This is a genomic window from Bradyrhizobium sp. URHD0069 (assembly GCF_000701345.1).
Taxonomy (GTDB): Bacteria; Pseudomonadota; Alphaproteobacteria; order Rhizobiales; family Xanthobacteraceae; genus Bradyrhizobium.
In genome coordinates, this window is the sequence record NZ_JNIJ01000055.1 from 19365 (window position 1) to 31642 (window position 12278).

Here is a 12278-nt window from a genome sequence, read left to right on the forward strand (position 1 = left end):
TAAGTTGACAAAACCGATGCTGGGGAACCTCGACGTATTTGCTGCTCAGCAAAGCGGCAGAACTTGCCGAATCGCAAGTCACCGCACCTCTGCTCGCCTTAGATGCCCGTGCAGAGCTGAGTTAGTCACGAGTTAGTCAGATGAAGCATCAGGCAGCCACGGCTGTTTCACCTCTCAGAAGGCAGGCCATTGATACACTCCTGCGAGCGCGCAAGCTGCCAATCGGCCGCGATCGAAATGACTTAAGACAGCTGGCGATTGGCCTTCGCGGGCTTGCTGCCCTGCAGGAAGTGAAAGATTGGCAAAGTCAGACCGCTTTGATTGGCGGTTTTGTCCAATCGTCATCGCGCCGAGGCGCCGTCGCCAGCCACCCCGCCGTTGCGCTTCCGCAGGGCGGCACGGATAGCAGCCTGAGGGTCTATCGCTTGCTTGCGAGTGGCTTGCGGAACCTTGTGGGGTATTAGGGTATGGGCGACCGGACGGGCCGTCATTGGGTTGCCAGCCCGCCGCGTCACGTCCAAGGCGCTGCCAAACAGCGTCTCCGGCTCGAACGAAGCCTTGCTCTTGACGTGGCGCTTAGCGGCGATCGCGGCAGCGCTGAAACCCGGCTGCAGCATCTGCTGAGCCAGCGGGAAGATAGCTTGCTTTGATGTGACTTCGGCTCTCGGCATCGCGCTTAGATAGCGCCGCACTCATGCCCGCGGAATTCAGAAGGCGAAGGATCGATTGGACGCGTTGGATCAGTGAGGGGATGACGCTTTTGGCATTCACGCATCGGACCTTGCGGTCGTGGTCAGTGGCTGGGAAGTCGGAATTGGCGCGCAAGAGGGAGCTCTTGGATGAATACGGTTTTTAGCTCACGCTTATTGTTCGTGCTCGCGGTATTGGCTCCGGTCATTCTGGCGCTTCGGCCTGGCAACGTGGATGCACAGGCGCGCCAGCCACAACGCCCCTCTACGCCCACGAGCGAAAAAGAGAAGATGAACGCCTGGACGGTCGGCCTCGCCGGTGGCTTGCTTGAGGGTGCGCCTATCCGTCTTGCTGCGGAGATCGCCCGCGTTGTCGACGATGGGCCGAATATGCATGTCCTGCCGATCGTCACGAGAGGTGCCACGGAGAACTTGAATTCGCTCCTCTACCTTCGTGGCGTCGACATGGCGATCATCAATTCCGACGCGCTCGAAGAGTACAAGATTCAGGTACCGGAGATCCAGCGTCGCATCACCTACCTGCTCAATCTCTTCCCGTCGGAGCTTCATATCTTCGTTCGGCCGGAGATTGAGAGCCTGCAGGATCTCGTTGGCAAGAAGGTGAACTTCAACACCATGGGCACGGCCGCCGCCTATTCAGGGCCGCTGATTTTCAGCCGTCTCGGCATCAATGTAGAAAAGACCTTTATCCCGCATCAGGTCGCGCTGGAGCAGATGCGCAAAGGCGAGATGGCGGCCGTCCTTTTCATCACGTCGAAGCCGGTTGACGCTTTCGTGCGCGGACGCTGGGAGCCTGGCTTCAAGTTCCTTCCAGTAAACTACGAAAGCAAGTTCGAGGACTACTATCTTCCCGCAGAGTTAGGGGCGAGCGAATATCCCAATCTGATCAAGCAAGGCGAACGCGTGTCGACGATCGCGGTACCGACTGTTCTAGTCGCTTTCAATTGGCCGGTGAAATCGAACCGCTATCAGCGCGTCGCCCGCTTCACCGATTACCTGTTTTCCCGGATCGACAGGCTGCAGGCGCCGGGCTTCGACCCGAAATGGAAGTCGATCAATCTCACCGCGACCGTCCCCGGACTCGCCCGCTTTTCCGCTGCGCAGGAATGGCTGGATAGTCAGGCGCGCAGGGCGCGGGCGTCGCCATGAAGACCGCTGCGATCCCCTTATCTGTCGCATTTGGGGTTGCGAGCAGAGTCGTTTTTGCAGAAGGCGCGAGCGATCCGATGGCGCAGCTTCGCGCCTGCTCCCTGTTGGAGCGTGCAGCGCGGTTAGAATGTCTGGAAAAGCTGTCGCGTAGCATCGCGCCGCCGGCTCACGCGGCGCCGGGAGGCGACAACTGGGTTGTCAGCGAGACCACCTCGCCGGTGGACTACGCGCCGATCGTCACCGCCACCACGTTTTCTCGCGGCGGCTCGGATGGTTCATCGATGCAACTCTCCATTCACTGCCGCGGTGGCCGCACTGAACTGGTGGTCGTAGGACCGGGCGTCTCCCACAGCGGCAAGGATTACGCCATATCCTATCGCATTGATGACGATCGGCCCGTGCAACTTGCGGCAGGCTCGCCATCGTTTGGAACTGGCGCTGCGTTCACGGGCGACGTCGTACGCTTGTTGCAGTCGCTCCCCGAAGAGGGCGACATCGCCGTCCGTCTCTCCACCCGAACTGGTGCCGTCCAAGACGGACATTTTCTTCTCGGCGGACTGAAGATGGTGCGAGAGAAGCTAGCCGCGGCGTGCAAATGGCCACACGCCGTCGCAAGGCCGCGCAACTAATGGTCATGAACTATTATGGGAGATGCATGATGGTAAGGCTTGAAAACGCTGTTAGAGCGGCGGTGGGCATCGTAGCGCTGCTCGTGGTCGCGCCGCCATCGGCGGCGGCGCCGGAGAAGAAGCAAACACCGGAGCAGATCTCGAAGCGGCCCGCTGCTGACAAGAAGCTGCACCGCCTTATCTTGCAGGTGAATACAAACGAACCTGCGATGATGAATCTCGCGCTCAACAATGCGACCAACGTCGCGCAATACTACAAGGACCTCGGCGAGAAAGTGGCGATCGAGGTCGTCACGTTCGGTCCCGGCCTGCATATGCTGCGCGACGACACCTCACCGGTCAAGTCGCGGATCAAGGCGATTGCGGCGAGCACGCCAGCAATCTCCTTCAAAGCCTGCGGCAATACTCAGGAAAATATGCGCAAGTCCGAGGACAAAGACATTCCTCTGATTCCGGAGGCGACAATGGTGAAGTCCGGCGTTGTGCGCGTAATGGAGCTGCAGGAACAGGGCTGGACGTACGTTAGACCCTGACGCACCGCAATCGGAAAGCGGGTAACTGCTTGGTTTCAAGGCGGGAGGATGCTGCGTCACCGACCGAAGAACAAGCATCTTACAGAATGGCGGGATTAGCGTGATTCAAGGTGAGTTGCGGAGTACGGGTACGGCGTACTGGATCGCGCGCCTTCTTCGCGGGGGATGACAATCTTTTACGTGTTGATGACAGCGGCCACTACGCCAACACATTATAAATCGAACTGCCTGCGAGATAGAGCCCGAGCAGGATCATTGAAATCAGAAACCAGCGGTGGAAGACTTCAGGCCTCATCCGCGAGCGCACCGCCTGTCCGATAAACATGCCGGCGAAGGCGGCCGCCATCGCGACTGCGCCCGGCAGCGCGGTCGATGCGTTCAGCAGGCCTGCGCTGGTCAGATTGAAGGCAAGCGCCACCGTCGCGACCGTGAAAAACACCCCGAGCGCCTGTACCAGTTCATCCTTCTCCATGCCGATCGCCTGCATGAACGGCATCGAAGGGATGACCTGCACCCCGGTTGCGGCGCAAACCACCCCGGTGATCAGGCCGACGATGCCGCCGATCCATTTCTCATCTGACCTCGCGACGCGGAGCTTGAACTTGCTCAATCCGATGATCGCATAGATCACCAGCAACACCCCGAGAACGATGGTGCCGTAGCGCGCATAGGGGCCGGTCAACATGTCGGCGTTCAGCCAGACGCCGACCACCGTGCCCGCCATCAACGGCCACAGCCGCCGCATGATGTCGCGCAGGTAAGGGCCGACAAAGGTCTGCCAGATGTTGGTGACGATCGCGGGCACGATCATGATGGCGAGCGCGTGCGATGGCTGCATGGCGACGGCGAGCAGGCCCATCGACACCGTCGGCAGGCCGAGCCCGATCGCACCTTTGATGAAACCCGCGAGCAGGAACACGGAGGCGACGAGAAGCAGGAGAGGTTCGAACATTCGATCAGATTGACCGATCGGCGTCAGCAGCACAATCTCCAGATCGTTAAAGCGAGCCTTCGGCTATGACGAATGCAGATGATAACGGGAGTCGCCATGCGTTTCGACCTGGTTGACCTCCAGCTGTTTATCGCGGTGGCTGAGTCGCGCAGCATCACCCGCGGTGCGCAGCGCGCCCATCTCGCGCTGGCGTCCGCCAGCGCGAGGATCAAGGGCCTGGAAGCGGCGCTTGGCGTCGCGCTGTTGAACCGCGGCCGCCGCGGCATTGAATTGACCGCGGCGGGCGAAAGCCTGCTCGAGCATGCCCGAACCATCATTCACAATGTCGACGCGATGCGCGGCGACCTCGCGGCTTACGCCAGCGGGATCAGGGCCAGCGTGCATTTGCTGGCCAACACCTCGGGATTGGCCGAGCATTTGCCGAAAGCGCTCGCGGTATTCCTGCGGGAGCATCCCGACATCAACGTCGATGTCGAGGAACGCGAAAGCACCGATATTGCGGCTGCGATCGCCACCGGTGCCGCCGATCTCGGCTTTGCGGCCGAGCATGCCTTGCCGGACAATTTCGAGCGATTCTTGTTCAGCGAGGATCGCTTGATGTTGGTGGTGGCGCGCCGCGGCGAATTCGCCGGCCGCCGCCAGATCGATTTTCAGGAGCTGGCTGAGCGCGACTTCGTCGGGCTGACGAATTCGACCGCGCTTCAGGTCCATATTTCGAAACACGCCGCCCGGCTCGGCGTGCGTTTGCGGTTTCGGGCGCGCTTGAGGGATTTCGATGCGATCTGCCAGATGGTGGCGGCGGGTGTCGGCATTGCGGTGGTGCCGGAAGCAGCCGCAAAGCGTTGCGCGCAATCCATGCCGATCGCGACGATCAAGATCCGCGACTCCTGGGCAAACCGGAAGCTGGCGATCTGCGCCCGCACCTTCAACACGCTGCCGCGACCGGCGAAGCAACTGGTGGAGCACCTACGCAAGGCGGCGCGATAATGTGGTCAGAACCCGAACAAAGGCGCGGAACCGCTCCGGCGTGTCGCCGATCATGAACGCTTCGCTCCGTACGCTAGCCTAGCCGTTGAGCAGCTTGATCGCGGCTTCATGCACGCGGGGATCGCCTGCGGCGATGATGCGGCCGCCGCCCTGGGCGGGATTGCCCTCCCAGGTGGTCACGACGCCGCCGGCGCCGGTGATGATCGGAATGAGTGCGGCGATGTCGTAAGCCTTCAGTTCGGTCTCGACCACGAGATCGAGATGTCCGGCGGCGAGCATGCAGTAGGAATAGCAATCGCCGCCGTAGCGCGTCAGCCGCACCGCTTCCTCGACTTGGTTGAACGCGGCGCGATCGGCCTTGTTCATCAACAGCGGACTGGTGGTGAACATCGTCGCATCCTGCAGCGATGCGCAGCGCCGCACCGCCAGTTTCCGTTCGCCCGATGGCCCGTGGTAATGGGCCGAACCGCTGTCGCCGGAAAAGCGCTCGCCGATGAAGGGTTGGTGCATCATCCCGAACACCGACGTGCCCTTGTGCAAAAGCGCGATCAGCGTGCCCCAGATCGGAAAGCCCGCGATGAAGGACTTGGTGCCGTCGATGGGATCGAGCACCCAGACGTATTCGGCGTCTTCCTGCTCGCTGCCGAATTCCTCGCCGACAATGCCGTGCTGGGGGAACTGGGCCTTGATCAGCCGCCGCATTACCGCTTCGGCCGCGCGGTCGGCTTCGGTCACTGGATCGAAATCATGGGCAACGCCGCTTTTATTATCGATGCTCAGTGAGGTCCGAAAGAACGGCAAAATGGTTTCCCCGGAAGCGGTCGCGAGGCGGCCAATGAAGGCGGTAAAATCGATGACCGTCACGGCGATTCCCTGGGATGGAGCGGCGCAGAATGTCTTAACTCTTGCCTAGCCCAATCCGGCAAGTTGCGCACGGGTCGGCGAGCCTAATTCGGCGCCGACGCCCGCTATTTCTCGGCTATTCGAATCAGCTTGCTGATTGGTGCAATCTTGGATGACAGCGCGGATCACGAGATCAAGAGCACACCGGCAATGGCTCAAAGGGCGCGACTTTTTCAACGCCCGCAAAAAAGATCAAGTATTTGAAATTAAAGCAAAAAGACTGCTTGGCTCGTTTTAGGCCAGTCCTTACAAATCCACCAGTCCTTACAAATTTGCATGGGAAAATGATTCAAAGGCCCTTGCGTTTTGTGCGGCGCGGTCGCATATTGTTGCGGTGCGGTAGCGCTTTTGCGTTATCGCTGCCCTCCTTGGGCGTTTCCTCCCTAGACTTGGGCCGCTTGTTTACTCAAGCGGCCCTTTTTTCTTTTTTGCTGCTTTGAAGCCCGTCATTCAAGGATGGTCCAAACGAACAGACCCTGAATCCCGAGGTTCTGGCGCGACCGGAGTTCGTGCTGGCGCGTGGCCCCGGAATCACGAGAAGCCAACCGGCGAAAGGCTTTATTCCGCGGCAGCCTGGAACGGCCCCAGGTCGCCGAGCGGAACGGCGGCCAGCGCCTCGGCCAACGCGGCGAAATCGGCTACCACCTGCGCAAACCGTGCGCTGCGTTCGCGCCGCCGCTCGTCCATATAGATCGCGCGGTTGAGTTCGAGTTGGATCGTATGCAGTCCCGATGCCGGATTGCCGTAATGCTCGGTGATGAAGCCGCCGGCATAGGGCTTGTTACGTCCGACCGAATAGCCAAGCCGGCTCATGGTTTCCTCGACCATGTCGGGGAGCAGCGGCGCGCAGCTGGTGCCGTAGCGGTCGCCGATCACCACATCGGGCCGCCGCGGCTCGTCCCGCGACACGCCGATCGAAGGCATCGAATGGCAATCCACCACCACCACCGTTCCGAACGCCTGGTGTGCCTTGTTGATCAGCCGGCGCAGCGCGCGGTGATAGGGCTTGTACAGTGCCTCGATCCTCGCCAGCGCGTCGTCGACACGGAGGCGCTCGCGATAGATCTCCTGGCCATCGCCGACCACGCGCGGGATGGTGCCGAGACCGCCGGCCACCCGCATCGATCGCGTGTTGGCGAAACTCGGCAATCGCCCCGAGAACATGCGCGGGTCAAGTTCGTAGGGCTCCCGGTTGACGTCAACATAGGAGCGGGGGAAGTTGACGCGGACTACCGGAAAACCGCGCTCGCTCAAGCCGCCGATCAGTTCATCCATGAACGAATCTTCGGAGCGGCGCAGCGCGGTCAAATCGATCCGCGAAGCCTTAAGGAATTCGTTCGGATAGACCGAGCCGGAGTGCGGTGAATTGAAGATGATCGGCCCCCGCCACGCGGCCGGCTCTGCGATCTCGAACGGAGGCGACAGTTCGCCGTCAAGCTGGGTCATCGTCGGGCGCCGTTTCAGGAATCCGCTCTGGGGCTTGTCATTTGTGCCAGAATAACGGAGTTTTTGTGAGAACGCATTGTCGATAATCACAATCGTTCTGCCAAGCGAAAAAGGCGCTGAATCGGCTGGAACGTATCTAGCCCGCTGAAAATGCTCTCCTTCGTTGATTCGAGACGCGTTCCGGTCCACAAAGAGCGCCGCGAACAGCCGACGCGCCCGGTTACCTTTCACCCGAAATTTACTGTCTGTCGTGCTTAGTAAGCGAATTAAACCTCTATTCGGGATACGACGACCAACCGCCATGCATAAAATCCTCCTCGCCGAAGACGACAATGATATGCGCCGCTTCTTGGTCAAGGCGCTGGAAAACGCCGGTTTCCAGGTCTCATCCCACGACAACGGTCTGTCGGCCTATCATCGGCTCCGCGAGGAACCGTTCGAGATGCTGGTCACCGATATCGTGATGCCCGAGATGGACGGCATCGAGCTGGCGCGTCGCGCCTCGGAACTCGATCCCGACATCAAGATCATGTTCATCACCGGCTTTGCCGCCGTCGCCCTGAACTCGGATTCGGAAGCGCCGAAGAATGCCAAGGTGCTGTCCAAGCCGGTCCATCTTCGCGAATTGGTCAGTGAAGTGAACAAGATGCTGGCGGCCTGATTCGCCCTCCAGACCCGGCCAAGCGTCCTTGCCTGCCCGCGTCGGAGCCGATATACGGACCCCACCCGTCACGACCGACCTTTAGGGCGCGTAGCTCAGCGGGAGAGCACCTCGTTGACATCGAGGGGGTCACAGGTTCGATCCCTGTCGCGCCCACCATTCAGTCGGGCAATTCCGACTTTTTTGGAGACTGTCGAGAAAGGCCCGCAATTGGCGGCTATTTCTCGTCGCAGTTTTCGGTAGCCCGGTCTCTGTGGGTGAACTCGGGTCATTTTGGCCCTCAGTCTCTGGTCCGAAAATTCCCGTTCCTGGCAGCACTTTCACATGGGGCGGCCAGCTGGCGCCGATTAGAAATAAGCAGGAACCGGTAAAATCCGGCTTCTTGCAGATCAGGTGTGAGGCAGCCCTAGCCGCGCCGCCTGCTGCGACCATTCGGCTGGTCCGTCGCGCAGTTCCGCGATGCCGATACCGCGGGGGAGGCGACCATCGATCGCCGCCTTGACCAGGGATGGTGCAAGGAAGGCCATCGACAGGGTCAGATTGATTTGACGGATGCTGCAGTCTTGCCTGCTGGCAATGGCTTCGATTGACGCGGCGCCGGACACGATCTCGTCGAGCCATCGTCGTCCGCGTGCGATCGATCGGATAAGTCCAGCCCTTCTCTCGGCACGAATCGGTTTGATCCGATGCGCTGAAGCTGCTGGCTGGATAACCTCGCGGAATTTCCTGGCCGGCGGTTTAGACCAGGGAATCAGAACCAGTTCGGGCAGACAATGATTTTGATCGGCGTTCTCGCGGTCGATCGGATCGGTCTTACTTTGACTTTCCATGCTCGCGGTTGGTGTTTTGATATGGATCGCAAGTTGCTTGGACTGAACTTCAATCCTTGCGATGTGTGCTGCGACGGCCTCGTGATCAGACATCTCGGATGACCAATTGCCGGATGCCTGAAGGCGGTGGCGAATGGCTTTTACAACCACGACTTCAACGTCTTCGGCTGAGACACGGGAAACGGAGCCGATTGGTTTGTCGGAATGCCCGCGCTGTAGCGGCCGGGAAATGTAATAGCGATACCGCACACGGTTCTTTGTGGCATGCGTTGGAATCATTGTGTTGCCCGCGTCATCATAAAGCAGGCCGGACAGAAGAACCTTCGATCGCTGCCGTTTCGTGGTGCGGTGCGACCATTGCTCCGTCAGCTTTAGCTGAACGGCATCGAACAGCGAACGGTCTAGCAGGGGTGGTTGCGGACCCGGCAGGATCTCTCCCTTGAAGGCAACCTCGCCGATATAGAAGCGGTTGCGGAGCAGATAGAACAACGGTCCTTGGGTGAACGGAACGCCGCCACGGGTTGCGCCGGTCGATAGATGCCGAACTTTGGATCGCAAACCTTCGTTATGGAGATCGATCACCAGCTTGTTGACGCTGCCAAGTTCGAGGTAACCCTGGAAGATCCGGCGAACGATCTTGGCTTCCTCTTCACGAATGGAGAGCTTGCCTTCTTTGAGTTCATAGCCAAGCGGGACCATGCCTCCGACCCACAACCCCTTGCCCTTGGAAGCGGCGATCTTGTCTCTGATACGTTCGGCGGTGACCTCGCGCTCGAACTGGGCGAAGGACAGAAGGACGTTGAGTGTCAGCCGACCCATCGATGTCGTGGTGTTGAATTGTTGCGTGACCGACACAAAAGAGACGTCGTGGGCATCGAACAGTTCGACCAGTTTGGCGAAATCCGCAAGTGATCGCGTCAGCCGGTCGACCTTGTAGACAACGATGACATTAATCCTTCGAGCTTTGACGTCGGCGAGCAACTGTTGAAGGGCCGGCCGGTCCGTCGATCCGCCCGAAAATCCACCATCGTCATAGCGGGACTTGATTAACCTCCAACCGGCATGCGCCTGACTGCGAATATAGGCTTGCGATGCATCATATTGAGCATCGAGGGAGTTGAATTCCTGATCCAACCCAGCGTCCGTCGACACACGCGTGTAGATCGCGCATCGGACAGACCTGTTTGCGGAGGAACTCACAATCCCGCCCGTTCACCAATGGCCGTCCGGAGCCCGAAGAACCGAGGACCGTTCCATTTGGTCCCGGTAATGGCGAAGGCGATTTTGGATAGACTGCCGTATGTCTTGCCCTCCCACGCAAAACCATTCGCGACCACCATCACCCGATGGTCCTCTCCATTCCATTCCCGCGTCAGAATGGCGCCTTGAAGAAGCTCTTGATTGCGTTGGTCCAGCCTGGCAGTCAGAGGCGTCACCTCGGATGTTGAAGACGCAGATGCTGCTCGCTTGAGCAACTGAACCGAGGTGGCGTCCAGCTCGCCCAGTGCATCGGTCTGGAGACGGTAGGCCAGCATCGAAAACAGCAGATGTTTTGGCACATGCGTGGGCGCCGCGCGACCGGTGACGCCCTGCCATCGCAGGCGCAGCGCTCTGAGATCGAGATCGCGCAGGCGCGCGATCTCGATCTCAACCGAGGCCGTGTCGTGACGGCGGTCGGTTAAGAACCGTCTCGCCATCGGTCAGACTGCCGCCTTGGTCGCGACGGCGGCATCCTTCGCGATGCGGTAAACGCGGACATTTTCCCTGTGTTCAGAAATCAGGTTGAGCTTAAGTTTCTTGCGAACGACGCCAGCGAGAAAGCCTCGGACCGAATGTTGCTGCCACCCTGTCGCTTTTACGATCGCATTGATGGTTGTCCCGTCAGAGCTCTGCAGCATCGCTAGCACTTTCGCTTGCTTGCTGTCGGCGCGCGCCGAGCCTGAGACTTTCAAGCCATTTGAATTCACCAACTTTGTTGGTGTTGGGCTCGGGCGGTTCGCGTTGTGCTTGGCGGTCACACGTCGACTTGCGCCTGGTTTACGAGCGGCCCGCTTAGCGGCAGGCTTGGTCTTTGATTTTGTCATCGGGATCTCCATCAGTTGCAGGGCATCAAACAGCCCCACCACCGCAGCCCCGCAGAGGCCAAGGGCCGGGCGGGGCAAAATCCCTGAGCCGAGCGGCCCAATATGACGTGCACAGTAACGCTCCCTATGCCCAGGATTGCCAGTGCTTTCTGAGCAATCTTGTTGCTGGCGGGCAGGGGAGTCTCGGCCTTGAGCCGGACAATCAGGCTCTCGATCTGCTGCGGGAGCTGGTTGGCGTAGCGCACCGGGCGCCTTGAACGGTCGCTCAGGGCCGCCAGCCCGTGCTCCTGGTAGCGGTCGCAAATCTTGTAACCGGTCTTGCGGGAGACGCCGAACTCCCGGCAGACATCCGTCATGGCCTCCCCGTCCAGCAGGCGGGCGAAAAAGCGAAGGCGTTCTTCCATCACCGAACTCGCTTTCCACGGTATCCACACCTCCCGCTTGCGAAAAAGCGAAAAGTGTAACCCATGTGTCCGGTACGAAATGTCACCTATGTGTCAGGCCGCTCCCTGTGTGCGAAAAACCCAATAAAACCGGACATTTCTCGATCCACCGGATTCGGATGGTGGAGACCCACGGTGTAGACCCTAGTGGTGACCCGCGGGGGTTCAATCTGCCACCATTGATGCGGTGCCGGCAATATCGAATCCTTGAAACTCATGCGCCCATGGCGCCGCACCCCGATGACGAGCTCGAGGTCGTCACTGCCACCGCGCGGGGCGGCCCTCTCAAGGCTGAAACAGGGGTTCAATTCCCCTAGGGAGCGCCAGCAGCAAAAGAAACCCCGATAATTCAAGAACATCGCACAAATACTGGCTTTGTCTGCCCTCGACTGGTAGCAACGCTGGTAGCTTTTCGATGCATACGATGCCGTATCTGATCAAGAACCCTGCAGGCACTTGGTGCGTTCAGCGCAAAGTTCCCGAGAAGCTCCAAGCCGCCGTTGCGCGCATTCTTGGCGGCAAGAAGCCGACCCAAGTCTATCTGAAGAAGTCGTTGGCAACGAAAGACCGCCGCGAGGCCACACGGCGCGCCCCGCATGCGCTCGCCGACATAGACCGCACTGCTCTGGCCTGGTTTCTCGTGCGATAGGTTTTGCCAGCTGTGCGTTCGGTCTTGAGCGACGAGAAGAAGCTTTCCATCGCCGCGTTGTCCCAGACATTGCCGGATCGGCTCATGCTGCAGACAATGCCGCTGTCGGCCATCAGCCGCTGGAACTGCTCGCTGGTGTACTGACTGCCTTGGTCCGAGTGATGCAACAGGGCATCCGGCTTGCCGCGCCGCCACACGGCCATCAGCAGTGCGTCCGCAACGAGTTGGGCTGTCATGCCGGCGCTCATCGACCAGCCAACCACCCGGCGCGAGAATAGGTCGATGACCGCTGCCACATAGAG

14 protein-coding genes, 2 tRNA genes and 1 pseudogene are annotated in these 12278 nt (G+C 59.9%); 8 read left to right on the top strand and 9 right to left on the bottom strand.

Features of this window, described 5'->3' with window-relative positions:
- Window positions 1–341: 341 nt before the first annotated feature.
- Window positions 342–692: a hypothetical protein gene (locus N554_RS0126645; RefSeq protein ID WP_156042120.1), complete on the bottom strand. Its 351-nt coding sequence runs from the start codon at window positions 690–692 to the stop codon at window positions 342–344.
- A 147-nt stretch (window positions 693–839) separates the two neighbouring features.
- Between N554_RS0126645 and N554_RS0126650 the strand changes: the two genes are divergently transcribed.
- From N554_RS0126650 to N554_RS0126660, 3 genes are all read left to right on the top strand, one after another.
- On the top strand, window positions 840–1859 hold the full coding sequence (locus N554_RS0126650) for a TAXI family TRAP transporter solute-binding subunit (protein ID WP_029586290.1): 1020 nt from the start codon (window positions 840–842) through the stop codon (window positions 1857–1859).
- Between the two features lie 77 nt (window positions 1860–1936).
- A complete protein-coding gene (locus N554_RS0126655; RefSeq protein ID WP_245283714.1) occupies window positions 1937–2488 on the top strand; it encodes a hypothetical protein in 552 nt (183 codons plus the stop codon).
- 29 nt (window positions 2489–2517) lie between these two features.
- Window positions 2518–3021 carry a DsrE family protein gene (locus N554_RS0126660; RefSeq protein WP_029586292.1) on the top strand — a complete coding sequence of 168 codons (504 nt, stop codon included), beginning with the start codon at window positions 2518–2520 and terminating at the stop codon, window positions 3019–3021.
- A 199-nt stretch (window positions 3022–3220) separates the two neighbouring features.
- Here N554_RS0126660 and N554_RS0126665 read toward each other — a convergent pair whose 3' ends face one another.
- Entirely contained in the window at window positions 3221–3973 is a 753-nt protein-coding gene (locus tag N554_RS0126665; RefSeq protein ID WP_029586293.1) for a sulfite exporter TauE/SafE family protein, read from the bottom strand.
- A 96-nt stretch (window positions 3974–4069) separates the two neighbouring features.
- Between N554_RS0126665 and N554_RS0126670 the strand changes: the two genes are divergently transcribed.
- On the top strand, window positions 4070–4960 hold the full coding sequence (locus N554_RS0126670) for a LysR substrate-binding domain-containing protein (RefSeq protein ID WP_029586294.1): 891 nt from the start codon (window positions 4070–4072) through the stop codon (window positions 4958–4960).
- A 78-nt stretch (window positions 4961–5038) separates the two neighbouring features.
- Here N554_RS0126670 and hisN read toward each other — a convergent pair whose 3' ends face one another.
- Together hisN and N554_RS0126680 are read right to left on the bottom strand one after the other, a co-directional pair.
- Entirely contained in the window at window positions 5039–5824 is a 786-nt protein-coding gene (gene hisN, locus N554_RS0126675) for a histidinol-phosphatase (protein ID WP_029586295.1), read from the bottom strand.
- A gap of 597 nt (window positions 5825–6421) precedes the next feature.
- The gene (locus tag N554_RS0126680; protein WP_029586296.1) at window positions 6422–7309 is read right to left on the bottom strand and encodes an N-formylglutamate amidohydrolase; all 888 of its coding nucleotides are present in this window, start codon (window positions 7307–7309) and stop codon (window positions 6422–6424) included.
- Between the two features lie 301 nt (window positions 7310–7610).
- Here N554_RS0126680 and cpdR point away from each other — a divergent pair, with 301 nt between their 5' ends.
- Both cpdR and N554_RS0126690 read left to right on the top strand, forming a co-directional pair.
- A complete protein-coding gene (gene cpdR, locus N554_RS0126685; protein WP_029586297.1) occupies window positions 7611–7970 on the top strand; it encodes a cell cycle two-component system response regulator CpdR in 360 nt (119 codons plus the stop codon).
- An 84-nt stretch (window positions 7971–8054) separates the two neighbouring features.
- Window positions 8055–8129 (top strand) — tRNA-Val (locus N554_RS0126690).
- 230 nt (window positions 8130–8359) lie between these two features.
- Here the strand turns inward: N554_RS0126690 and N554_RS0126695 are convergent.
- From N554_RS0126695 to N554_RS38845, 4 genes and pseudogenes are all read right to left on the bottom strand, one after another.
- A complete protein-coding gene (locus N554_RS0126695; RefSeq protein WP_029586298.1) occupies window positions 8360–10000 on the bottom strand; it encodes a recombinase family protein in 1641 nt (546 codons plus the stop codon).
- Complete coding sequence (locus N554_RS0126700; RefSeq protein WP_029586299.1) at window positions 9997–10497, bottom strand: DUF2924 domain-containing protein; 501 nt, start codon at window positions 10495–10497, stop codon at window positions 9997–9999. The genes N554_RS0126695 and N554_RS0126700 overlap by 4 nt, the downstream gene beginning before the upstream one ends.
- A 3-nt stretch (window positions 10498–10500) precedes the next feature.
- Window positions 10501–10884, bottom strand: coding sequence for a DUF3489 domain-containing protein (locus N554_RS0126705; protein WP_029586300.1), 384 nt, complete (start codon window positions 10882–10884; stop codon window positions 10501–10503).
- Between the two features lie 175 nt (window positions 10885–11059).
- Window positions 11060–11312 (bottom strand): annotated as a pseudogene (locus N554_RS38845) (helix-turn-helix domain-containing protein); the annotation flags it as partial.
- 249 nt (window positions 11313–11561) lie between these two features.
- Between N554_RS38845 and N554_RS40345 the strand changes: the two are divergent.
- Together N554_RS40345 and N554_RS43170 are read left to right on the top strand one after the other, a co-directional pair.
- Window positions 11562–11653: transfer RNA gene (locus tag N554_RS40345), tRNA-Glu, on the top strand.
- Window positions 11654–11742: 89 nt separating this feature from the next.
- The gene (locus N554_RS43170) at window positions 11743–11976 is read left to right on the top strand and encodes a DUF6538 domain-containing protein (protein WP_371259525.1); all 234 of its coding nucleotides are present in this window, start codon (window positions 11743–11745) and stop codon (window positions 11974–11976) included.
- Here the strand turns inward: N554_RS43170 and N554_RS0126715 are convergent.
- Window positions 11865–12278 (bottom strand): DDE-type integrase/transposase/recombinase (locus N554_RS0126715; protein WP_245283715.1); only part of this gene is annotated, 414 nt, incomplete at its 5' end. The genes N554_RS43170 and N554_RS0126715 overlap by 112 nt on opposite strands.

Excerpts from the sequence above, each read along its gene's own strand:
- N554_RS0126700 (WP_029586299.1), bottom strand. The coding sequence starts at position 10,497 with ATGGCGAGACGGTTCTTAACCGACCGCCGTCACGACACGGCCTCGGTT.
- N554_RS43170 (WP_371259525.1), top strand. The coding sequence starts at position 11,743 with ATGCATACGATGCCGTATCTGATCAAGAACCCTGCAGGCACTTGGTGC.
- N554_RS0126655 (WP_245283714.1), top strand. The coding sequence starts at position 1,937 with ATGGCGCAGCTTCGCGCCTGCTCCCTGTTGGAGCGTGCAGCGCGGTTA.
- N554_RS0126705 (WP_029586300.1), bottom strand. The coding sequence starts at position 10,884 with ATGACAAAATCAAAGACCAAGCCTGCCGCTAAGCGGGCCGCTCGTAAA.
- N554_RS0126665 (WP_029586293.1), bottom strand. The coding sequence starts at position 3,973 with ATGTTCGAACCTCTCCTGCTTCTCGTCGCCTCCGTGTTCCTGCTCGCG.
- N554_RS0126660 (WP_029586292.1), top strand. The coding sequence starts at position 2,518 with ATGGTAAGGCTTGAAAACGCTGTTAGAGCGGCGGTGGGCATCGTAGCG.
- N554_RS0126650 (WP_029586290.1), top strand. The coding sequence starts at position 840 with ATGAATACGGTTTTTAGCTCACGCTTATTGTTCGTGCTCGCGGTATTG.
- cpdR (WP_029586297.1), top strand. The coding sequence starts at position 7,611 with ATGCATAAAATCCTCCTCGCCGAAGACGACAATGATATGCGCCGCTTC.
- N554_RS0126680 (WP_029586296.1), bottom strand. The coding sequence starts at position 7,309 with ATGACCCAGCTTGACGGCGAACTGTCGCCTCCGTTCGAGATCGCAGAG.
- N554_RS0126670 (WP_029586294.1), top strand. The coding sequence starts at position 4,070 with ATGCGTTTCGACCTGGTTGACCTCCAGCTGTTTATCGCGGTGGCTGAG.